Annotated in this window: 17 protein-coding genes; 12 read left to right on the top strand and 5 right to left on the bottom strand. The window is 64.0% G+C overall.

Annotated elements, in window-relative coordinates:
• Positions 1 to 199: 199 nt before the first annotated feature.
• The 4 genes from CKW35_RS23565 (at position 200) to accC (ending at position 4540) form a co-directional block, all read left to right on the top strand.
• Positions 200 to 1972 (top strand): protein-disulfide reductase DsbD, encoded by a 1773-nt coding sequence (locus CKW35_RS23565; protein ID WP_023048388.1) that lies wholly within the window; start codon positions 200 to 202, stop codon positions 1970 to 1972.
• Positions 1973 to 2151: 179 nt separating this feature from the next.
• Complete coding sequence (gene aroQ / locus CKW35_RS23560) at positions 2152 to 2607, top strand: type II 3-dehydroquinate dehydratase (RefSeq protein ID WP_003255330.1); 456 nt, start codon at positions 2152 to 2154, stop codon at positions 2605 to 2607.
• 98 nt (positions 2608 to 2705) lie between these two features.
• Positions 2706 to 3167, top strand: coding sequence for an acetyl-CoA carboxylase biotin carboxyl carrier protein (accB, locus tag CKW35_RS23555; RefSeq protein WP_016484735.1), 462 nt, complete (start codon positions 2706 to 2708; stop codon positions 3165 to 3167).
• Between the two features lie 17 nt (positions 3168 to 3184).
• Entirely contained in the window at positions 3185 to 4540 is a 1356-nt protein-coding gene (gene accC / locus CKW35_RS23550) for an acetyl-CoA carboxylase biotin carboxylase subunit (protein WP_016484734.1), read from the top strand.
• 64 nt (positions 4541 to 4604) lie between these two features.
• Here the strand turns inward: accC and CKW35_RS23545 are convergent, their stop codons facing one another.
• On the bottom strand, positions 4605 to 6458 hold the full coding sequence (locus tag CKW35_RS23545) for a sigma-54-dependent Fis family transcriptional regulator (protein WP_016484733.1): 1854 nt from the start codon (positions 6456 to 6458) through the stop codon (positions 4605 to 4607).
• Between the two features lie 283 nt (positions 6459 to 6741).
• Here CKW35_RS23545 and CKW35_RS23540 point away from each other — a divergent pair, with 283 nt between their 5' ends.
• The 6 genes from CKW35_RS23540 (at position 6742) to CKW35_RS23515 (ending at position 13822) form a co-directional block, all read left to right on the top strand.
• The gene (locus CKW35_RS23540; protein ID WP_023049488.1) at positions 6742 to 7797 is read left to right on the top strand and encodes an ATP-NAD kinase family protein; all 1056 of its coding nucleotides are present in this window, start codon (positions 6742 to 6744) and stop codon (positions 7795 to 7797) included.
• Positions 7798 to 7819: 22 nt separating this feature from the next.
• Entirely contained in the window at positions 7820 to 8797 is a 978-nt protein-coding gene (locus CKW35_RS23535; RefSeq protein ID WP_060519248.1) for a thiamine pyrophosphate-dependent dehydrogenase E1 component subunit alpha, read from the top strand.
• 33 nt (positions 8798 to 8830) lie between these two features.
• Positions 8831 to 9853, top strand: coding sequence for an alpha-ketoacid dehydrogenase subunit beta (locus CKW35_RS23530; RefSeq protein ID WP_013970705.1), 1023 nt, complete (start codon positions 8831 to 8833; stop codon positions 9851 to 9853).
• Complete coding sequence (locus CKW35_RS23525; RefSeq protein WP_095116995.1) at positions 9850 to 10956, top strand: acetoin dehydrogenase dihydrolipoyllysine-residue acetyltransferase subunit; 1107 nt, start codon at positions 9850 to 9852, stop codon at positions 10954 to 10956. The genes CKW35_RS23530 and CKW35_RS23525 overlap by 4 nt, the downstream gene beginning before the upstream one ends.
• 457 nt (positions 10957 to 11413) lie before the next feature.
• Complete coding sequence (locus tag CKW35_RS23520; RefSeq protein WP_095116993.1) at positions 11414 to 13147, top strand: C13 family peptidase; 1734 nt, start codon at positions 11414 to 11416, stop codon at positions 13145 to 13147.
• Between the two features lie 27 nt (positions 13148 to 13174).
• Positions 13175 to 13822, top strand: coding sequence for an oxidoreductase (locus CKW35_RS23515; RefSeq protein ID WP_016484727.1), 648 nt, complete (start codon positions 13175 to 13177; stop codon positions 13820 to 13822).
• An 82-nt stretch (positions 13823 to 13904) separates the two neighbouring features.
• Here the strand turns inward: CKW35_RS23515 and CKW35_RS23510 are convergent, their stop codons facing one another.
• From CKW35_RS23510 to CKW35_RS23495, 4 genes are all read right to left on the bottom strand, one after another.
• Complete coding sequence (locus CKW35_RS23510) at positions 13905 to 14192, bottom strand: YceK/YidQ family lipoprotein (protein ID WP_016484726.1); 288 nt, start codon at positions 14190 to 14192, stop codon at positions 13905 to 13907.
• Positions 14189 to 14818 carry a flavin prenyltransferase UbiX gene (gene ubiX, locus CKW35_RS23505; RefSeq protein ID WP_016484725.1) on the bottom strand — a complete coding sequence of 210 codons (630 nt, stop codon included), beginning with the start codon at positions 14816 to 14818 and terminating at the stop codon, positions 14189 to 14191. The genes CKW35_RS23510 and ubiX overlap by 4 nt, the downstream gene beginning before the upstream one ends.
• A complete protein-coding gene (gene mpl / locus CKW35_RS23500) occupies positions 14815 to 16164 on the bottom strand; it encodes a UDP-N-acetylmuramate:L-alanyl-gamma-D-glutamyl-meso-diaminopimelate ligase (protein ID WP_095116991.1) in 1350 nt (449 codons plus the stop codon). Before mpl ends, ubiX begins: the two co-directional genes overlap by 4 nt.
• A gap of 66 nt (positions 16165 to 16230) precedes the next feature.
• The gene (locus tag CKW35_RS23495; RefSeq protein WP_016484723.1) at positions 16231 to 18261 is read right to left on the bottom strand and encodes a sigma-54-dependent Fis family transcriptional regulator; all 2031 of its coding nucleotides are present in this window, start codon (positions 18259 to 18261) and stop codon (positions 16231 to 16233) included.
• 255 nt (positions 18262 to 18516) lie between these two features.
• On the opposite strand from CKW35_RS23495, the gene CKW35_RS23490 reads away from it, so the two are divergent.
• Both CKW35_RS23490 and eat read left to right on the top strand, forming a co-directional pair.
• The gene (locus CKW35_RS23490) at positions 18517 to 20037 is read left to right on the top strand and encodes an aldehyde dehydrogenase family protein (RefSeq protein WP_016484722.1); all 1521 of its coding nucleotides are present in this window, start codon (positions 18517 to 18519) and stop codon (positions 20035 to 20037) included.
• A 226-nt stretch (positions 20038 to 20263) separates the two neighbouring features.
• A complete protein-coding gene (gene eat, locus CKW35_RS23485; protein ID WP_023047371.1) occupies positions 20264 to 21712 on the top strand; it encodes an ethanolamine permease in 1449 nt (482 codons plus the stop codon).
• The last annotated feature ends 21 nt before the right edge of the window (positions 21713 to 21733 follow it).

The raw sequence follows: 21733 nt of genomic DNA, 5'->3' as shown, positions 1-21733 counted from the left end.
TGCCCTCGAACACCGGCGCAGCCGGTGCCATCCATCGCGCCGCCTGCTTCGCGGGCTTGCCCGCTCCCACAGTGATCGCTAAAGGCCGGCACAGGCGACACATGATCCAGCGGCCATGTGTCGCCCCCGCCGCCTGCATGGCCCTAACCCGCACCAACTCCGCTATCATGCCCAGCACGTTCCACCTCGCGAGTCCGCCATGCGCCGCCTGTTTTTCCTGCTGTTCCTGCTGCTGGCCAGCCCTGCCTTCGCCACGGGCCTGCTCGACAACCGCCCCAGCGCTACCCTCGGCGCCGCTTCGCTGGCCAACAACGCCGACTTCCTGCCGGTTCACGATGCCTTCAAGCTCAGCCTGGTCCAGGCCGACGCGCACACCCTCAAGCTGCGCTTCGTCGCCACCGAGGGCTACTACCTCTACCGCCACCGCTTCCAGTTCCACACCGAGCCGGCAGACATCACCCTGGGCGCGCCGAACATCCCCAAGGGCGAGGCCAAGCACGATGAATTCTTCGGCGACGTCGAGGTGTACCACGGCGTGCTCGACATCGAACTGCCGCGCACCGACCCGCGTGCCTTCACCCTGCTGGTGGGCTACCAAGGCTGTGCCGACAAAGGCCTGTGCTACCCACCGGAAACCGCACGCCTGAGTATTGATGGCGAAGGCGGTGCCAACGCCCCCGCAACGGCCGAACACGGCTGGAACTGGAAATCGCTGCTGTTGTTCTTTCTCGCCGGGGTGGGCCTGACCTTTACCCCGTGTGTACTGCCGATGCTGCCGATCCTGTCGGGCGTAGTGCTGCGCGGCCAGGTGGGTGGGCTGCGCGGGCTGGCGCTATCGCTGGCGTACGTGCTGCCGATGGCGGCCAGTTTCGCAGCGCTCGGCGCGCTCATGGGCCTGTTCGGCGCGGGCCTGAACCTGCAGGCGCGCCTGCAGTCGGCCTGGGTGCTGGTGCCCTTCGCCCTGTTCTTCGTGGTATTTGCCTTGGCCATGTTCGGCCTGTTCGAGCTGAAGCTGCCCCAGGCCCTGAGCAACCGCCTGAACAACGTCGCCAATCACACCCGGGGTGGCTCGCTGCTGGGTGCGGCAGTGCTGGGCGTGCTCTCCAGCCTGCTGGTTTCGCCTTGCGTATCAGCCCCCCTGGCTGGCGCCCTGCTGTATATCAGTGCCAGCGGCGATGCCCTGGGTGGCGCACTCAAGCTGTTCGCCCTGGGCCTGGGCATGGGTGCACCCTTGTTGCTGGTGGCCACCGGTGGCGCGGCCTGGCTGCCAAAAAGCGGCCCGTGGATGAACACGGTGAAAAACGCCATCGGGGTGCTGCTGCTGGGGCTGTCCATTGGCTTGCTCAGCCGCGTGCTGCCGGGCCCTGTGACCTTGCTGCTGGTGGGGTTCCTCGCAGCCGGCGTGGCACTTTTCCTGGGCGCCCTGGAGTTCGTCGTCAAGACCGCACGCCAGCGCCTGGCCCAACTGCTAGGCCTGGCTTTGCTGGTATACGCCCTGGCCTGCTGGTACGGCGCCCTCAGTGGCCAAGGCGACCCGCTTCGCCCGCTGCCCGTTGCAGCACTTGCGGCCACCGGCAGCAGCCAGGCGGCAAAGACGGATGCCTGGCAGACCATCACCACCCCCACCGCACTGGACGCCGCACTGGCCCAGGCCAAAGCGGCCGGCCAGCCGGTGCTGCTGGACTGGTATGCCGACTGGTGCATCAGCTGCAAGGTGATCGAGCATGAAGTGCTCAACGCGCCGCAGGTGCAGGCGCAGCTGGCCGGCTTCAAGCTGTTGCGTTTCGACATCACCGAGAGCAATGCCGAGCAACGCAAACTGCTCGATCGCTACCAGCTGTTCGGCCCACCTGCCCTGCTGTTCTTTGCCGCGAACGGCAGCGAAATTACCGCTGATCGGGTGATTGGCGAGATAAACGCCGGTGAATTCGCGCAAATTCTGGCCCGCGTGCGCGGCAAAGTAGGTCTATAACTTCCCGCGTGCCGGGAAAAATCCTGAAATAGATGACCAGATTTAATTATTTGGTCACATACTTCGCGCGAATCTCGGACATCGTGCTGGCTATTGCCGGGAACTGGACACTTGCCGTCGCTTTACGGCACACTCGCCGCGCTGTGTCGAATTGCCCTACAAATCCAAGGAATCCGCAGATGGCAACGCTACTGGTGCTCCACGGCCCCAACCTCAACCTGCTCGGTACTCGCGAGCCAGGCCATTACGGCGCCGTGACCCTGGCCCAGATCAACCAGGACCTGGAGCAACGTGCCCGCGCGGCAGGCCACCATCTGCAGTACCTGCAGAGCAATGCCGAATACGAACTGATCGACCGCATTCACGCCGCACGCAACGAGGGTGTGGACTTCATCCTGATCAATCCGGCTGCTTTCACCCACACAAGCGTCGCATTACGTGACGCATTGCTTGCAGTGAGCATCCCATTCATCGAAGTGCACCTGTCCAACGTGCACAAACGCGAACCGTTCCGTCACCACTCCTACTTTTCCGATGTTGCCGTAGGGGTGATCTGCGGTCTGGGCGCCAGCGGTTATCGCCTGGCCCTGGAGTCCGCGCTGGAACAACTGGCTGCCAACGCACAGCCCAAATGATGAAAACCCTGGCCTCAGTGGGCCAGGGTTCGATAGAAACGTATCGATACGTTTTTTAAATTTCGCCCCCTGACCGAACCTTTGGGAGTTGATGATTAATGGATATCCGTAAAGTCAAGAAACTGATCGAGCTGCTGGAAGAGTCTGGCATCGACGAACTGGAGATCAAGGAAGGCGAAGAGTCGGTCCGTATCAGCCGTCACAGCAAGACCCCAGCTGCCCAACAGTTCTACGCACCAGCACCGATGGCCGCTGCACCTGCTGCTGCCCCGGTTGCCGCTGCTGCTCCAGTCGCCGAAGCCGCTGCCGCAGCCCCGGCCCTGAAAGGCACCGTGATCCGCTCGCCAATGGTAGGTACCTTCTACCGCAAGCCTTCGCCGACCTCGCCGAACTTTGCTGAAGTTGGCCAGACCGTGAAGAAAGGCGACACCCTGTGCATCGTCGAAGCCATGAAGATGATGAACCACATCGAAGCCGATGTTGGCGGTGTCATCGACGCCATCCTGGTAGAAGACGGCCAGCCGGTTGAGTTCGACCAGCCGCTGTTCACCGTCGTTTGAATCGCGGAGAGCCAACGATGTCTGGGAAGCTCGAAAAAGTCCTGATCGCCAACCGTGGGGAAATTGCCCTGCGGATCCTGCGTGCCTGCAAAGAGCTGGGCATCAAAACCGTCGCTGTGCACTCCACCGCCGACCGTGAACTGATGCACCTGGGCCTGGCAGACGAGTCGGTCTGCATCGGTCCTGCATCGTCCAAGGATTCCTACCTGCATATCCCGGCAATCATCGCTGCCGCCGAAGTCACCGGCGCCACCGCGATTCACCCGGGCTACGGTTTCCTGGCAGAAAACGCCGACTTCGCCGAACAGGTTGAAAAATCCGGTTTCGCCTTCATCGGCCCGAAAGCCGATACCATTCGCCTGATGGGCGACAAGGTTTCGGCCAAGGACGCGATGATCAAGTCGGGCGTGCCGACCGTACCGGGCTCTGATGGCCCGCTGCCAGAAGACGAAGAAGTCGCCCTGGCGATTGCCCGTGACGTCGGCTACCCGGTGATCATCAAGGCCGCCGGTGGCGGTGGTGGTCGCGGCATGCGCGTGGTGCACAAGGAAGAGGACCTGATTTCCTCGGCCAAGCTCACCCGTACCGAAGCCGGTGCTGCCTTCGGCAACCCGATGGTCTACCTGGAGAAGTTCCTGACCAACCCACGCCACGTGGAAGTACAGGTTCTGTCCGACGGCCAAGGCAACGCCATCCACCTGGGCGACCGTGACTGCTCGCTGCAGCGCCGTCACCAGAAGGTTCTGGAAGAAGCACCAGCCCCGGGCATCGACGAGAAAGCCCGTCAGGAAGTGTTCAAACGTTGCGTCGATGCGTGCATCGAGATCGGCTACCGTGGTGCCGGTACTTTCGAGTTCCTGTACGAGAACGGCAGCTTCTACTTCATCGAGATGAACACCCGTGTGCAGGTTGAGCACCCGGTGTCGGAGATGGTTACCGGTATCGACATCGTCAAGGAGATGCTGAGCATCGCCGCTGGCAACAAGCTGTCGTTCCGCCAGGAAGACGTTGTGATCCGTGGCCACTCGCTGGAGTGCCGGATCAACGCCGAAGACCCGAAGAAGTTCATCCCGAGCCCAGGCAAGGTAAAACACTTCCACGCCCCGGGCGGCAATGGCGTACGCGTCGATTCGCACCTGTACAGCGGCTATTCGGTTCCGCCGAACTATGACTCGCTGATCGGCAAGCTGATCACCTACGGCAAGGACCGCGAAGAAGCCATGGCGCGCATGCGCAATGCCCTGGACGAGATCGTCGTCGACGGCATCAAGACCAACATCCCGCTGCACCGTGACCTGGTACGTGATGAAGGTTTCTGCAAAGGCGGCGTGAACATTCACTACCTCGAGCACAAACTGGCTAACCAGGACTGATCGAGCAGTGCGATGTCGCAAAACCCCGGACTGGTTCCGGGGTTTTTTATTGCCTGCCGGGGCCCTACCCCTTCATCCGCGGCATCTCGATGCAGTGCTCATGCACACGCCGATACAAGGTAGCCCGCGATATCCCCAACGCCCGCGCCGCATCGGCCGGTTTCCAGCGATGGCGGATCAGCGCGTCCAGCAGCAACTGCCGGGCCGGGCACGATACACCGCTGTCACTCGAAACGACTGCCTCGCCCCGCACCGCTTGTGGCAAATCCAGCAAGCGAACCTGCCCGACTTCACTCACCGCGCAGGCATAGCGCAAGACCTGCCGCAGCTGGCGCAGGTTGCCCGGCCAGCGATAAACCAGCAACGCCTGTAGCGCATCATCGGCCAGCACCACGTCGACCCCACAGGCTTCGGCTTCTTCGGCCAGCAACTGGTGGATCAGCCCCAGGCGGTCCTCGCGCTCACGCAAGGGCGGCAGCTCGAAGCGGGCATTGGCCAGGCGGTAGTACAGGTCTTCACGAAAACGCCCGTCCGCCACCATCGTTGCCAGGTCACGGTGGGTGGCGCAGATCACCTGAATGTCCACGCGTTCGCGCCGTGCAGCACCCAGCGGCGCCACTTCGCCTTCGGCCAGCACGCGCAGCAGGCGGGTTTGCAGGTTCAGCGGCATGTCGCCGATTTCGTCAAGGAACAGGGTGCCGCCATCAGCCTGCTGCAACAGCCCCTGCATGCCTTTGCTGGAAGCCCCGGTGAAGGCCCCGGCCACGTAGCCAAACAGCTCGCTCTCAATCAGGTTTTCCGGGATGGCGGCGCAGTTCAGCGTGACAAACGGGCCGTCGCGGCGCTGGCTCTGCTGGTGCAACTGACGGGCGAAAACTTCTTTGCCGACCCCCGTCTCGCCTTGTACCAGCACCGCCAGGTTGCAGTCCTTGACCCGCGTGGCCAGCCGCAAGTGCTGCTCGATGCGGGGGTCCTGAGCCTGACGCAAGGGCTGCACGCGCGGGCGCTGCTGCGGGGCGCTGACACGGCCATACAGCCCGCCCAGGCCCGGCAGGCGCTGGGCGGACGAGGTGTTGACGCGCCGTAGCTGCCCCATGTCGAACAGTTCGCCAATGTGCTCAGGCAAGCGCCCCAAGTGCTGTACCAGCCGCTTGCGCGCCAGGCTGTTGATGGCTTGCAAGCGGCCGTCGGCATCCCAGGCCAGCAGGTAGTCGGGCTGGCTTTCCACATAACCCGGTGTGCCATGGGCACGCATCACCCAGTGGCCCTGTGCACTGTGCATGAAGAAGGCGTTTTCGATTTCACGGGCAGTCTGCTCGACCAACTGGCGGATCAAGTGTTGGCTGCGGCGATCATCCGGTGACTGCAGGGCCGAAACATCCACCACGCCCAGCAACTCGCCCTGCGGGTCGAACACCGGCGCTGCGGTGCAGGTCAGGCCGATGAAGGCTGCGCGGAAGTGATCGCGCTTGTGCACCGTGACCGGCGCCTTGCTGGTCAGCACCGCCGCCACACCGCAGGTGCCCTCCTCACCTTCCGACCAGCAAGTGCCCAGGTACAGCCCGGCCTTGCGGCAGTCATTGCGGATGGCCGATTCGACCCGGTAATCAATGGTGCGCCCCTGGGCATCGGTCAGCAGCACGCAGTAGTCGGCGCCGCGCACCCGCTCGTGCAGGCGTGCCACGGCATCGCCAGCGATGCGCAGAAACAGTTCGGCGCGTTCGCGGCATTCGTTCAGCAGGCTTTGGGACAGGATGCGCGGCCCCTGTTGGGACCCGGGGTCGAGGCGGTACAGCTCCATGGAACGGCGCCATGAATCGAGGATCAGCGCTGGCACCGGTGCCTGGGGCAGGCGGTCGGCATTCTTCAGCACCCGGCTGACGCAGTCGACATGGGCTCGGGAGTTCGCGGCAAGCATTCAGGCCCTCCGGTTCTCGTTGCTGTTTTTATCGTTGTCCGGCCATTAAGCGCTTCCACGCATGCCCCGACAAGCACTGTGTGATTACCGGCTGGCTTGAGACGCTGCGTCTCAGCGTCTCGTCAACCAACGCCCCCCGTTGGCACCCAGCGTCTCGTGGACGCCACCAGGGGCACGTACTGCCGTGCAAGCAAACCGCTCTGGCACGGGCGCTTCAGCCAAGCCATGAAAAGCTGGCACCGGGCTTGCTCCTGCCCTTGCAAACAAAAATACGAGGTGCGCCATGCCGCTACCCGCCCCGATCGTCGGGATCATTGCCAACCCTGCCTCTGGCCGCGACCTGCGCCGCCTGACCGCCAATGCCGGGCTCTATTCGAGCACCGACAAGGCCTCGGCGATCCAGCGGCTGCTGGCTGCCTTCGGTGCTACCGGCGTCGGCCAGGTGCTGCTGCCCAGCGACATGACGGGCATCGCCGCCGCCGTGCTCAAGGCCAGCCAGGGTCCGGTCGCCCGTGACCAGCATTGGCCAACCATCGAAATACTCGACCTGCCGTTGACCCAGACCGTTGCCGACACGCATCTGGCTACCCGCCGCATGGTCGAGCGTGGTGTGGCGATGATCGCCGTGCTCGGCGGCGACGGCACCCACAAGGCGGTCGCTGCCCAGGCGGGTGACGTACCGCTGCTGACCTTGTCCACCGGCACCAACAATGCTTTCCCCGAACTGCGTGAAGCCACCAGCGCCGGTCTGGCCGGCGGCTTGCTCGCCTGCGGGCGGGTACCGACCGATGTCGGCCTGCGCCGCAACAAGCGCCTGCTGGTCAAAGTGCCCGAACAACAGCTTGCCGAGTGGGCACTGGTGGAGGTGGCAGTCTCGCCCCAGCGCTTCATCGGCGCCCGTGCGCTCAGCCGCAGCGAAGACCTGTGCGAGGTTTTTGCCTGCTTCGCCGAGCCCCATGCCATTGGCCTGTCAGCCCTGTGCGGGCTGTGGTGCCCGGTATCGCGCCAGGCCCCCCATGGCGTCTGGGTGCGCTTGAACCCCGGTGCCGAACAGGCGCTGCTCGCGCCCCTGGCGCCCGGCCTGCTGCAAGGTTGCGGCATCACCGCCAGCGGCACGCTTATGCCTGGCGTCGCCCATCGCCTGAGCCTTTCCAGCGGCACCTTGGCCCTGGACGGCGAGCGCGAAATCGAATTCGCCGAACACGATACACCCACCATCACGCTCGACCACCAAGGGCCGCTGAGCGTGGACGTCGAGGCGGTCCTGGCGCATGCCGCCCGCCATCACCTGCTGACCGTGCCGCGTGGCCATCGGCTGCACCCTGCAACCCCGCGTTGAGACAACCCTGGAGAACAACAAGATGTCCAATCAACTCAGTACCGAACAACTGCTGCATGCCTATGAAGTGATGCGCACCATTCGCGCCTTCGAGGAACGCCTGCACGTGGAGTTTGCCACGGGCGAGATCCCCGGCTTCGTCCACCTGTATGCCGGCGAAGAAGCCTCCGCCGCCGGGGTCATGGCCCACCTGCGCGACAGCGACTGCATTGCCTCGACCCACCGCGGCCATGGCCATTGCATCGCCAAGGGCGTGGATGTGTACGGCATGATGGCCGAAATCTATGGCAAGAAAACCGGCGTGTGCGGCGGCAAGGGCGGCTCGATGCACATTGCCGACCTGGAAAAGGGCATGCTCGGTGCCAACGGCATCGTCGGCGCCGGTGCACCGCTGGTGGCCGGGGCGGCATTGGCGGCCAAACTCAAGGGCCGTGATGACGTGTCGGTGGCCTTCTTCGGCGATGGCGCTTCCAACGAGGGTGCTGTGTTCGAAGCCATGAACATGGCGTCGATCATGAACCTGCCGTGCATCTTCGTGGCCGAGAACAACGGCTACGCCGAGGCCACCGCCTCCAATTGGTCCGTCGCCTGCGACCACATTGCCGACCGCGCCGCCGGCTTCGGCATGCCGGGTGTCACCATCGACGGCTTCGACTTCTTTGCCGTGTACGAGGCCGCCGGGGCCGCCATAGAGCGCGCCCGTGCGGGGCAAGGGCCGTCACTGATCGAGGTCAAGCTCAGCCGCTACTACGGCCACTTCGAAGGCGATGCGCAAACCTACCGCGCCCCGGATGAAGTGAAGAACCTGCGCGAATCCCGCGACTGCCTGATGCAGTTCCGTAACAAGACCACCCGCGCTGGCCTGCTCACTGCCGGGCAACTGGACGCCATCGACGGGCGCATCGAGGACCTGATCGAAGACGCCGTGCGCCGCGCCAAGTCCGATCCCAAGCCACAGCCCGCCGACCTGCTCACCGACGTCTACGTCAGCTACCCCTGAGCCGCGGATTACAAGAACAACAGGAGAACCACCATGGCAAGAAAGATCAGCTACCAGCAGGCCATCAACGAAGCCCTGGCCCAGGAAATGCGCCGCGACAACACCGTGTTCATCATTGGCGAAGACGTTGCCGGCGGTGCCGGTGCACCCGGCGAAGATGACGCCTGGGGTGGCGTGCTGGGCGTGACCAAGGGCTTGTACCACCAGTTCCCCGGCCGCGTGCTGGACGCACCGCTGTCGGAAATCGGCTACGTCGGCGCTGCCGTCGGTGCCGCCACGCAAGGCCTGCGCCCGGTGTGCGAACTGATGTTCGTGGACTTTGCCGGCTGCTGCCTGGACCAGATCCTCAACCAGGCCGCCAAATTCCGCTATATGTTCGGCGGCAAGGCGGTCACCCCGCTGGTGATGCGCACCATGTACGGCGCAGGCCTGCGTGCGGCCGCCCAGCACTCGCAGATGCTCACCTCGCTGTGGACGCACATCCCCGGCCTGAAAGTGGTGTGCCCGTCCTCGCCTTACGATGCCAAGGGCCTGTTGATCCAGGCTATCCGCGACAACGACCCGGTGATCTTCTGCGAGCACAAGTTGTTGTACAGCATGCAGGGCGAGGTGCCGGAAGAGGTGTACACCGTGCCGTTCGGCGAGGCCAACTTCCTGCGCGATGGTGACGACGTGACCCTGGTCACCTATGGCCGCATGGTCCACGTGGCACTTGAAGCAGCCAACAACCTGGCCCGCCAGGGCATCGACTGCGAAGTGCTGGACCTGCGCACCACCAGCCCGCTGGACGAGGACAGCATTCTTGAAAGCGTGGAAAAAACCGGCCGCCTGGTGGTGATCGACGAAGCTAACCCGCGCTGCTCGATGGCCACCGACATCAGCGCGCTGGTGGCGCAAAAGGCCTTCGGCGCACTCAAGGGCCCGATCGAAATGGTCACCGCACCGCACACCCCGGTGCCGTTCTCCGATGCCTTGGAAGACCTGTACATCCCTGACGCGGCGAAGATCGAAGCAGCCGTGCGCAAGGTGATAGAAGCCGCAAGGAGTGCCGCATGAGCCAGATCCATACCCTGACCATGCCCAAGTGGGGCCTGTCGATGACCGAAGGCCGGGTGGACACCTGGCTCAAGCAGGAAGGTGACGCAATCAACAAGGGCGACGAGGTGCTGGACGTCGAGACTGACAAAATCAGCAGCAGCGTCGAAGCCCCGTTCAGTGGCGTACTGCGCCGCCAGGTGGCCAGGCCGGATGAAACCCTGCCGGTCGGCGCGCTGCTGGCAGTGGTGGTGGAAGGCGAAGCCGAAGAAGCGGAAATCGATGCGGTGGTGCAGCGCTTTCAGGCCGGGTTCGTCGCCGAAGGGGGGGGCGATCAGGCACAGGGGCCGGCCCCACAAAAGGCTGAAATAGGCGGCCGCCTGGTGCGCTGGTTCGAGCTGGGGGAAGGCGGCACGCCGCTGGTGCTGGTGCACGGTTTTGGTGGCGACCTCAACAACTGGCTGTTCAACCATCCGGCGCTGGCCGCCGAACGCCGCGTGATCGCCCTGGACCTGCCAGGGCACGGCGAGTCCGCCAAAGCACTGCAACGTGGCGACCTGGATGAGCTGAGCGAAACCGTGCTGGCGCTGCTCGACCACCTGGGCATCGCCAAGGCCCACCTGGCCGGGCACTCCATGGGCGGCGCGGTAAGCCTCAACGTGGCGCGCCTGGCGCCGCAGCGGGTGGCAAGCCTGAGCCTGGTGGCCAGCGCCGGCCTGGGCGAAGCGATTAACGGGCAGTACCTGCAAGGCTTTGTCGCCGCCGCCAACCGCAACGCCCTTAAACCGCAGATGGTGCAATTGTTTGCCGACCCGGCGCTGGTGACCCGGCAAATGCTGGAGGACATGCTCAAGTTCAAGCGCCTGGAAGGTGTTGATACCGCATTGGCCCAGCTGGCATCGGCCATCGCCGACGGCAACCGGCAGCGCCACGACCTGCGTGGGGTGCTGGGGCAGCATCCGGCGCTGGTGGTGTGGGGCGGGAAGGACGCGATCATCCCGGCCAGCCATGCCGAAGGCCTGGAGGCCGAGGTGCTGGTGCTAGCCGACGCCGGCCACATGGTGCAGATGGAGGCGGCTGAAGAAGTGAACCGCAGGATGGTGGATTTTTTGCGGGGGCATTGAAGGGTATGACTTGAGTTGTGCATCGCCTGTGAGATCGAGCGCCGCCCGCGCGGCGCTTCGCGGGGCAAGCCCGCTCCCACATCTGTTTCGGGCCAGTACTACCTGAACCTTTTCCGCGCGGCCCCTTGTTTGTTCCATTCGATATCGAAGGGTAAGCAGCTGCTCTTCATCAATGTCATGTCATACATCCAGGGGGCGCGCGCCTAGGGTGCAGGAGTGACTGGCCCGAAACAAATGTGGGAGCGGGCTTGCCCCGCGAAGCGCCGCGCGGGCGGCGCTCGATCTCACAGGCGATGAACAACTCAAGGCATGCACTTGTCTGCCCACCCTCGATCCCCCGACATTCACCCCACAGCCATCTCGCCGCGCCGGTCCGTTGCCTCATCTACTTGTGCCCTATCTGTCTCGGCCCCTTATTCTGCGTCATACTCGGCAAACCTATTGCCCGGTCCTCGCCATGCGTCCACTGCTCCCCATTACCTTGGTCCTGCTGCTCGCCGCCTGTGGCGATGGCGAATCGCTGCTTGCGCCGGACGCACGCCTGCCTGACGGGGGGCGTTACCGGGGGCAAGTGGTCGACGGCCTGTTGCAGGGCGAGGGCCGTATCGACTACCCCAACGGCAGTTGGTACGCCGGCGGCTTCAAGGACGGGCAGTGGCATGGCCAGGGCGAGTGGCATGGCCAGAACGGCGAGGTTTACCGTGGCCAGTTTGCCGAGGGGCTGTTCGAGGGGCTGGGCGACCTGACCACCCCGGGCAGCCACTACAGTGGCACCTTCAAGCACGGCCGCCGCGACGGCGAAGGCACGCTCAAGCAAGCCGACCAGACCTACCGCGGCCAGTTCAAGGACGACCTGTACGAAGGCGCGGGCGAGCTGGAGCTGGCCGACGGCAGCCGCTATCAAGGCCTGTTCGCCAAGGGCAAGCCCAACGGCGCCGGCGTACGCAGCGATGCCAGCGGCAACCAGTTCAGCGGGCGCTTCGTCAACGGCCAGCTGCAAGGCAGCGGTACTTACGACAGCGTCGACGGCGAGCAGTACATCGGTGAGTTCAAGGACAACCGCCTGGAAGGCCGTGGCCGCTATGAAAGCGCCGATGGCGATGTGTGGATCGGCGAGTTCAAGGATGGCTCGCTGGTGGGCGAAGGCGAACTGCTGGGCAGCGACGGCAGCCACTACAAGGGCGAGTTCATCGACTGGCGCCTGTCGGGCCAGGGCAGCCTGCAGCTGGCCGACGGCAGCACGTATGTCGGCGGCTTCCTGAACGATGCCTACCATGGCCATGGGCGGCTGACCCTTGCCAGTGGCCAGGTCGAAAGTGGCACCTGGGCCAACGGCGTTCGCGTACGCGACCAGAAAGGCAAGCTGCTGCCCGACCCTCTCGACCTGGCCCTGCTCAACCAGGGCCGGCTGCTGGAAGAGGCGCTTGCGCGCGTACCGCGCTCGGCACCGCCCATTCAGCTTTACAGCCTGGTAGTGGCCGGCGATGGCCAGCAAAGCGTGTTTCTGCGAGAAGCCGACTATGTCAGCAACATGCTCAAAGTGCGCTTTGGCGCCCGTGGCCAAGTGACCTTGGTCAATCACCGCGACCACATGGCCACCCGACCTATGGCCACCCGCGAGACCCTCACCCGTGCCGCCATCACGCTGGCCGAACGCAGCGGCCCCGAAGACCTGGTGTTCATCTACCTCACCAGCCACGGCAGCCAGGACCACCAGTTGGTGCTCGACCAGCCGCGCCTGCAACTGGCCGACCTTACTGCCGACGAGCTGGCCACCGCCCTGGCGCCGCTGAAAAACCGCGACAAGGTAATCGTCATCTCGGCGTGCTATTCAGGCGGCTACATTGCCCCGCTCAAGGATGATCGCACGGTGATAATGACCGCCGCTCGGGCCGACCGCGTGTCCTTCGGATGCTCGGAAGAAGCCGATTTCACCTACTTTGGTGACGCCCTGTTCGCAGAAGCACTGAACCAGACCGACGACCTGAAACAGGCGTTTGAACTGGCACGCGCCAGCGTTGCCGAAAGAGAACAAAGGGAAGGCTTCGAGGCTTCGGAGCCCCAGCTGTGGGCGCCGCCAGCAGTACTTGAACACTGGCAGCACTTGCGCCGGCAACAGGCCGAAGAAGCATTGCGTAACGCCGCACAGGCCAACGTGGGAGGACAGGCAAAAATGCCTGGCAGCCACTAGACTTGTGTGTAACAAGGGAGAGACATCATGTATTTGACGCCTCAGCATGTCCTGCTTGCCGGTGCCACCGGCCTGACCGGTGAGCACCTGCTTGACCGCCTGCTCAACGAGCCCACCATCACCCGCGTACTGGCGCCTACCCGCCGGCCGCTGGCCGGGCATCCGCACCTGGAAAACCCGGTCGGCGACCCGGCGGTATTTCTTCCACAGCTGGCCGGGCGTGTTGATATCGCCTACTGCTGCCTGGGCACCACGCTGAAGCAGGCCGGCTCCGAATCGGCTTTCCGCGCAGTGGACCTGGACATGGTAGTGGCGTTCAGCAAGCGTGCCCGGGAGATGGGCGCACGGCATTTGCTGGTGGTCAGTGCGCTGGGCGCCGACCCGAAATCGTCTATTTTCTACAACCGGGTGAAGGGCGAGATGGAAGAAGCGCTCAAAGCCCAGGACTGGCCGCAGCTGACCATCGTGCGGCCGTCTTTGCTATTGGGCGAGCGGATTGAGCCACGGCTCGCGGAACAACTGGCTTCGCCGTTTTCCCGGTTGATCCCCGGCAAGTACAGAGGGATCGAGGCTTGTACCCTGGCCCGAGCCTTGTGGCGGCTGGCGCTGGAGGAAGAGGACGGGGTGCGGATTGTGGAGTCGGATGAGCTTCGCAAATTGGGCAAAACCCCCTGAAAGCTGCACTGGACCGTTGCAGGAGCGGCCTTGTGTCGCGATAGGGCCGCAAGGCCGCTCCCACAAGGGTGGACGGCGCTGGCTAGAGCCCGCCGGTTGCCTGAAAGCCCACCCCGGCCGCAGTCAGCAATGACAACGGCAACAACAGCGTATCGAGCAGCATGCTGCCGGGCAGGTCCAGGCCTGGATAGGCCGGTGCATCAGCCCCGTAGTGGTCCCGCGGGCAGCACCCGCCATTGATGACGTACAAATCCAGCCGGGTACCGGCATACACCACCGGTGCCCCTGGCTTGGCGGCATCCAGGGTGCGCGCAGTGGCGCAGCCGCCCAGCATCACCAGCGCCGCCACACCTAGCAACGCACGCTTCAATCATCCACCCCGAAATGATGCTCGCCCCAACGCGGCAACATGTCCTGGGGAATGGCCAGCAGGTTGAGGATGCGCGCCACGACAAAGTCGACCAGGTCATCGATGGTTTGCGGCTGGTGATAGAAGCCCGGCGCCGCCGGCAGGATCACCGCCCCCATTTGCGACAGCTTGAGCATGTTTTCCAGGTGGATGGTGGAAAACGGTGCTTCGCGGGGTACCAGAATCAGCTGGCGACGCTCTTTGAGGGTAACGTCTGCCGCACGTTCGATCAGATTGTTGCAGGCACCTGTGGCGATCGAGGACAGGGTACCCGTAGAGCAAGGTACCACCACCATCGCCGCCGGGGCGCCGGAGCCTGAGGCCACCGGCGACATCCAGTCTTCCTTGCCGTACACACGGATCTGCCCGTCGGCGGCGCCGGTATATTCGGTAAGAAATGCCTGCATCGCCTGAGGCTTGGCCGGTAGCACCACGTCGGTCTCGGTGGCCATCACCAGCTGCGCGGCCTTGGAGATCAGAAAGTGCACCTCGCGGTCCTCGCGCACCAGGCAATCGAGCAGCCGCAGGCCATACTGGGCGCCCGAGGCGCCCGTCATGGCCAGGGTGATGCGTTCCGGCCCGCTCACTTCAGGGCCTCGGCCAGCTTGCCGTGCAGGCCACCGAAGCCGCCGTTGCTCATGATCACCACGTGGGTGCCGGGGCGTGCCTGGCCTTTGACCCGCTCGATGATCGCGTCGAGGCTGTCGGCCACCACGCTCGGTACCTTGCACTTCGCAGCGGTGGCCGCCAAGTCCCAGCCGAGGTTGGCCGGGGCGTACCAGATCACCTGGTCGGCGTCGTTGACGCTTTCCGGTAATCCGTCACGGTGGGCGCCGAGCTTCATCGAGTTGGAGCGTGGCTCGATCACGGCAATCACAGGCGACTCGCCAACACGCTTGCGCAGGCCGTCGAGGGTGGTGGCGATGGCGGTCGGGTGGTGGGCGAAGTCATCGTAGATGGTCACGCCCTGCACTTCGGCAACCTTTTCCATGCGCCGCTTGACGCTCTTGAAGGCGCTCAGGCCCTCGATGCCCATGGCCGGGACCACGCCGACATGGCGGGCCGCCGCCAAGGTAGCCAGGGCGTTGGCAACGTTGTGCTGGCCAGTCAGCGCCCAATCCACCACGCCCTGCACCTCACCCTCGAACAGTACCTCGAAACGCGAGCCGTCGGCGCTGAGCAGGCGCGCCTGCCACTGGCCGCCTTCGCCCGTAGTCTGCACCGGGGTCCAGCAACCCATGCCGATCACCCGCTCCAGCGCTTGCTCGGTGGTAGGGTGAATGATCAGGCCTTCGCCCGGGATGGTGCGCACCAGGTGGTGGAACTGCCGCTCGATCGAGGCCAGGTCCGGGAAAATATCCGCATGATCGAACTCAAGGTTGTTGAGGATCGCGGTACGTGGGTGGTAGTGGACAAATTTCGAGCGTTTGTCGAAGAAGGCGCTGTCGTACTCGTCCGCTTCGACCACGAAGAACGGCGTATCGCCCAGGCGCGCCGACACCGAGAAGTTTTGCGGCACACCGCCAATCAGGAAGCCCGGGCTCATGCCGGCATGTTCCAGCACCCAGGCCAGCATGCTGCTGGTGGTGGTCTTGCCGTGGGTGCCGGCAACGGCCAGTACCCAGCGGCCCTGCAGCACGTGGTCTGCCAGCCATTGCGGGCCGGAAACATAGGGCAGGCCTTTGTTCAGCACGTACTCCACCGCCGGGTTGCCACGGGACATGGCATTGCCGATGACCACCAGGTCTGGCGCCGGGTCCAGCTGGGCGGGGTCATAGCCTTGGGTCAACTCGATGCCCTGGGCTTCGAGCTGGGTGCTCATCGGGGGATAGACATTGGCGTCGGAGCCGGTGACGCGATGGCCAAGTTCCTTGGCCAGCACCGCCAGCGAGCCCATGAAAGTGCCGCAAATACCGAGAATGTGAATATGCATGGTTGACCTCGCAAAACATCGAGGCAGGGTAGCCCAGGGCGCGACAATTCGCACTCGCTGTTTCGCTTAGTCAACCCGGGTGATGCCGTGTTTGCGCAGTTTTCGATACAAGGTATTGCGGCTGATGCCCAGGTGCTCGGCGACGCGAGTCAGGTGCCAGTGTTTTGCCTCTAGTACTGACAGGAGAGCTTCGCACTCAGCGGTCTCAAGGCGCACCGGCGTGCTCTTGTGGGAGAGACTGTTTTGCTCATGATCTCCAAGGCTATTGCTGAACCCGTTTGGGAGCGGGCTTGCCCCGCGAACACCGGCAAGGCCGGTGCCATCCACCGCGTTGCCTGCTTCGCGGGGCAAGCCCGCTCCCACAGAGGCCGCATTGCTGCGGAAGGTCGCGGGCAGGTCGCAGAGCTCAATGAAGGTGCTATCGCAAAGCGCTACCAATGTACGCAGTACATTGCGCATCTGCCGCACGTTCCCCGGCCAGGTGAAGTCCAGCAGCGCCTGGCGCGCACTGGGCTCCAGCTCGACCCGATGCCCCTGCGCCTCCTGACGCAGCAGGAAGTCCAGCAACTGCGCCTTGTCACTGCGATCGCGCACCGCCGGCAACGCCACCTCCAGGCCATTCAGGCGGTAATACAGGTCCTCGCGGAAACTGCCCTGTGCCACCCGCTCCAGCAGGTCGCGGTGGGTAGCGCTGACAATGCGCACATCAACCGCCTGCGGTTCACCCCCGATCGGCACCACCTGGCGCTCCTCCAGCACCCGCAGCAGGCGGGTTTGCAGGGCCAGCGGCATGTCGCCGATCTCGTCCAGCAGCAAGGTCCCGCCGTCAGCCTGCAGCAGCTTGCCGCGCATGCCTTCTTTGCGTGCGCCGGTAAAGCTGCCACCTCGGTACCCAAACAGCTCGCTCTCGATCAGGCTCTCCGGGATCGATGCGCAGTTGATGGCGACAAACGGCTTGCCGCGCCGCTCACTGGCCTGGTGCACGGCCTGGGCAAACGCCTCCTTGCCACAACCGGTCTCGCCACGCAGCAACAACGGCACATCACGCTCAAACACCCGTACGCAGCGGCGAAAGTCGTTTTGTAATGCCGGGTCGAGCAGGCAGATGGCCGGCTCCACTTCGCGCACGGGCTGGCGATAAGCGGTGGGCACTGACCATACCGGCGTACGTGCCTGGCCGCGCAGGCTGGCGAACACCTGGCGGCCGTCCCGGGTGTGTAGCGGCCATACCGTACTGCCAGCGGGCATGGCGCGGTTGAACAACTCGTCGTGGCTGCAGGCAAAGAAGCGCTGCATGGGCTTGCCCAGCACGCCACCGCGCACGGTCCCCAAGAGGTTCAGCGCACTCTGGTTGGCCGCACAGATGCGCCCGTCACCGTCGAACGCCAGCAAACCTTCGCTGAACAGGCCAACCGATTCGGCCTGCAGGTGGAAACGCAGCAACCACTGCTGCTCGAAATGGCGTAGGAAATAGCAGCTTTCAATCATCTTCGCCGAGAGGTTGACCAATGCCATGGTGTGAAACTGACTCTGGCGGGAAACATCAGGCCGGGCCGACGACACATCAAGCACCGCCAGCAGTTCGCCATGGGGGTCGAACACCGGGCTGGCCGAGCAGGTCAGCCCGGTATGGCGGCCCCGAAAGTGCTCATTCTGGTGGATGGTCAGGGCCTGGCGCTCGACCAGGCAGGTGCCGATGCCGTTGGTGCCCTCGCGCGCTTCGCTCCAGTCGGCGCCCAGCCACAGCCCGGCACGCTCGAAGCTGCGCCGCTCGGCGGGCGCGCTGACGCAATTGAGGATTACCCCGCGGGCGTCGGTCAGCAATACCGCGTGGCCAGCCCCGGAAAGCTGCTGGTGAAGGCTGTTCATCTCATGGTCGGCAATTTGCAGCACCTGGTGCAGGCGCTCGCGGCTTTCCAGCAGGCGCCCGTGCTCAAGCACCAGCGGGGCCTCGATCACAGCAGGGTCAAGGTGGTAGTCCTCGAGGCAGCGCAGCCATGAGCGGGCGATGGACGGGTCACTGCCCCCCTCCCCGGCCCCACCGTGGGCAACGGTATGGACTTGCTGGGCATGGCGACTGAAAGGATTGCTCTGCATTGTTGTAGTTCTCCGCAGATAGAGAGTCTGATCAGCATCCTCCACCCGGGATGGCTTTGCAATGCACCCTGCGGCAACGTGTCGCAAATGGCACAAAGTGTCACCCCACTGCGTACCGGTGCTGGTACAGCGCCCGTCAACCTGGCCCAGGCAACTGACCCAAGTCATTGATTTGCCTGGCGTGCCAAACGCTGGCCCAACCTTTGCTCTACGCTTCTCAACTCCCCAACAAACATAACAGCCAGGAGACACACCATGCGTTACGCACATCCCGGTACCGACGGCGCGAAGGTTTCCTTCAAGAGCCGCTACGGCAACTACATCGGTGGCGAGTTCGTAGCTCCGGTCAAGGGACAGTATTTCGAGAACACGTCCCCGGTGAATGGCAAACTGATCGCCGAATTCCCCCGCTCCACTGCCGAAGACATCGACAAGGCGCTCGACGCCGCCCACGCCGCTGCCGATGCCTGGGGTCGCACGTCGGTGCAGGACCGTTCCAACGTGCTGCTGAAGATTGCCGACCGCATCGAGCAGAACCTTGAGCTGCTGGCCATTACCGAAACCTGGGACAACGGCAAGCCCATCCGCGAAACCCTCAACGCCGACATTCCGCTGGCCGTCGACCACTTCCGCTACTTCGCAGGCTGCATCCGCGCCCAGGAAGGCGGCGCCGCCGAGATCAACGAAGGCACCGTGGCCTATCACATCCACGAGCCGCTGGGCGTCGTCGGGCAGATCATTCCGTGGAACTTCCCGATCCTGATGGCGGCCTGGAAGCTGGCGCCTGCGCTGGCCGCCGGTAACTGCGTGGTGCTCAAGCCTGCCGAGCAGACCCCACTGGGCATCACCGTGCTGCTGGAAGTGATCGGCGACCTGTTGCCACCTGGCGTGCTCAACGTGGTGCAAGGCTATGGCCGCGAAGCGGGTGAAGCGCTGGCGACCAGCAAGCGCATCGCCAAGATCGCCTTCACCGGTTCTACCCCGGTTGGCTCGCACATCATGAAATGCGCGGCCGAAAACATCATTCCGTCCACCGTCGAGCTGGGCGGCAAGTCGCCGAACGTGTACTTCGAAGACATCATGCAGGCGGAGCCGAGCTTCATCGAAAAGGCTGCCGAAGGCATGGTGCTGGCATTCTTCAACCAGGGCGAGGTCTGCACCTGCCCGTCGCGTGCCCTGGTGCAAGAATCGATCTACCCGCAGTTCATGGAAGTGGTGATGAAAAAGGTGCTGCAGATCAAGCGCGGCGACCCGCTGGACACCGACACCATGGTCGGCGCCCAGGCCTCGCAGCAGCAGTTCGAGAAGATTCTTTCGTATCTGCAGATCGCCCAGGACGAAGGCGCCGAGCTGCTGACCGGTGGCAAGGTCGAGAAGCTGGAAGGCTCGCTGGCCACCGGTTATTACATCCAGCCGACCCTGCTCAAGGGCAACAACAAGATGCGCGTGTTCCAGGAAGAAATCTTCGGACCGGTGGTCAGCGTCACCACCTTCAAGGACGAAGCCGAAGCACTGGCGATTGCCAACGACACGGAGTTCGGCCTGGGTGCCGGCGTGTGGACCCGCGACATCAACCGTGCCTACCGCATGGGCCGCGGAATCAAGGCCGGCCGCGTGTGGACCAACTGCTACCACCTGTACCCGGCGCATGCGGCGTTTGGCGGGTACAAGAAGTCCGGCGTTGGCCGTGAGACCCACAAGATGATGCTCGACCACTATCAGCAGACCAAGAACCTGCTGGTGAGCTACGACATCAACCCGCTGGGCTTCTTCTAAACCGCGTCGCGGCCTTCGCAGGCTCGCCCGCTCCCACAGGTTCACCGTTGCGTCCAGAACCGATGCAATACCTGTGGGAGCGGGCAAGCCCGCGAAGAGGCCGGACCTGATCTACACAAAACCCAGAGCGGCAACCGTGCACCAACCGCTCTGGCTCGCTTCCTGCAGTACACATCACCATCGGCCCGAACCCTTCCGGCCACCAAGAAAAAGAACAGGTGAATCTATGCCAAGCGATCATTCCGCCGGCTCGCCGGCAGGCTCTTCCGTCGACTTCGAAAAAGTTGGGTCGGACTATTTCCAGCAACGTGAACTGAAAAAAGGCGCCGCCGGCTGGGTACTGCTGGTCGGCCTGGGCGTGGCCTATGTCATCTCCGGCGACTATGCCGGCTGGAACTTCGGCCTGGCCCAGGGTGGCTGGGGCGGCATGTTCCTCGCCACCTTGCTGATGGCCACCATGTACCTGTGCATGTGCTTTTCGCTGGCCGAACTGTCGTCGATGATCCCCACCGCAGGCGGCGGCTACGGCTTTGCCCGCAGCGCCTTCGGCCCGTGGGGCGGCTTCCTGACCGGCACGGCAATCCTCATCGAATACGCCATTGCGCCCGCAGCCATCGCCGTGTTCATCGGCGCCTATTGCCAGTCACTGTTCGGCATCGGCGGCTGGATGATCTACCTGGCGTTCTACATCGTGTTCATCGGCATCCACATCTTTGGTGTGGGTGAGGCGTTGAAGCTGATGTTCATCATCACCGCCATCGCCGCCATCGCCCTGGCGGTGTTCCTCGTGAGCATGGTGCCCCATTTTGATGCAGCCAACCTGTTTGACATCGCCAAAACGGACGCAGTAGGCGCCAGCAGCTTCCTGCCGTTCGGCTATGTCGGCGTGTGGGCGGCCATCCCTTACGCCATCTGGTTCTTCCTTGCCGTCGAAGGCGTGCCGCTGGCCGCCGAAGAAACCAAGAACCCCAAGCGTGACCTGCCGCGCGGCCTGATCGGCGCCATGCTGGTACTGCTGGCCTTCGCCCTGCTGATCCTGGTGGTCGGCCCTGGCGGTGCAGGCTCCGAAGCGCTGAAAGCATCGGGCAACCCGCTGGTCGAAGCGCTGTCCAAGGCTTACGGCGGCAGCACCTGGATGGGTGGCTTCGTCAACCTGGTGGGCCTGGCCGGGCTGATCGCCAGCTTCTTCTCGATCATCTACGCCTATTCCCGGCAGATCTTCGCCCTGTCCCGCGCTGGCTACCTGCCGCGCAAACTGTCGGAAACCAACAAAAGCAAGGCCCCGGTACTGGCCCTGATCATCCCCGGCATCATCGGCTTTGCCCTGTCGCTGACCGGCCAGGGCGACTTGCTGATCCTGGTGGCGGTATTCGGCGCTACGCTGTCCTATGTGCTGATGATGGCCGCGCACATCACCCTGCGCATCCGCCGGCCGAAGATGGAGCGCCCGTACCGCACCCCAGGTGGCATCTTCACGTCAGGCGTGGCACTGGTGCTGGCCTGCCTCGCCGTGGTTGCCGGTTTCCTGGTTGACCCGCGTGTGGTGATTGGCGCCGCAGTGATCTATGCGGTATTGATTGCCTACTTTGCTTTCTACAGCCGCCACCATCTGGTCGCTGGCACGCCGGAAGAGGAATTCGCCGCCATCCAGCAGGCCGAAGAGGCCTTGCACTGATTGCTGCCACCCGCCGCGGGG

The organism is Pseudomonas sp. Irchel 3F3 (assembly GCF_900187545.1).
Taxonomy (GTDB): Bacteria; Pseudomonadota; Gammaproteobacteria; order Pseudomonadales; family Pseudomonadaceae; genus Aquipseudomonas; species Aquipseudomonas fortuita.
The sequence above is the reverse complement of the archived record's forward strand: the minus strand, read 5'-3'. Positions and strand labels throughout refer to the sequence as shown.

Bases quoted from the DNA above. Each gene is read 5' to 3' on its own strand.
- CKW35_RS23535 (WP_060519248.1), top strand. From the start codon at position 7,820: ATGTCCAATCAACTCAGTACCGAACAACTGCTGCATGCCTATGAAGTG.
- CKW35_RS23490 (WP_016484722.1), top strand. From the start codon at position 18,517: ATGCGTTACGCACATCCCGGTACCGACGGCGCGAAGGTTTCCTTCAAG.
- CKW35_RS23520 (WP_095116993.1), top strand. From the start codon at position 11,414: ATGCGTCCACTGCTCCCCATTACCTTGGTCCTGCTGCTCGCCGCCTGT.
- CKW35_RS23530 (WP_013970705.1), top strand. From the start codon at position 8,831: ATGGCAAGAAAGATCAGCTACCAGCAGGCCATCAACGAAGCCCTGGCC.
- accB (WP_016484735.1), top strand. From the start codon at position 2,706: ATGGATATCCGTAAAGTCAAGAAACTGATCGAGCTGCTGGAAGAGTCT.
- CKW35_RS23525 (WP_095116995.1), top strand. From the start codon at position 9,850: ATGAGCCAGATCCATACCCTGACCATGCCCAAGTGGGGCCTGTCGATG.
- aroQ (WP_003255330.1), top strand. From the start codon at position 2,152: ATGGCAACGCTACTGGTGCTCCACGGCCCCAACCTCAACCTGCTCGGT.
- eat (WP_023047371.1), top strand. From the start codon at position 20,264: ATGCCAAGCGATCATTCCGCCGGCTCGCCGGCAGGCTCTTCCGTCGAC.
- CKW35_RS23545 (WP_016484733.1), bottom strand. From the start codon at position 6,458: ATGCTTGCCGCGAACTCCCGAGCCCATGTCGACTGCGTCAGCCGGGTG.
- CKW35_RS23540 (WP_023049488.1), top strand. From the start codon at position 6,742: ATGCCGCTACCCGCCCCGATCGTCGGGATCATTGCCAACCCTGCCTCT.
- CKW35_RS23495 (WP_016484723.1), bottom strand. From the start codon at position 18,261: ATGCAGAGCAATCCTTTCAGTCGCCATGCCCAGCAAGTCCATACCGTT.
- mpl (WP_095116991.1), bottom strand. From the start codon at position 16,164: ATGCATATTCACATTCTCGGTATTTGCGGCACTTTCATGGGCTCGCTG.
- CKW35_RS23515 (WP_016484727.1), top strand. From the start codon at position 13,175: ATGTATTTGACGCCTCAGCATGTCCTGCTTGCCGGTGCCACCGGCCTG.
- CKW35_RS23565 (WP_023048388.1), top strand. From the start codon at position 200: ATGCGCCGCCTGTTTTTCCTGCTGTTCCTGCTGCTGGCCAGCCCTGCC.
- accC (WP_016484734.1), top strand. From the start codon at position 3,185: ATGTCTGGGAAGCTCGAAAAAGTCCTGATCGCCAACCGTGGGGAAATT.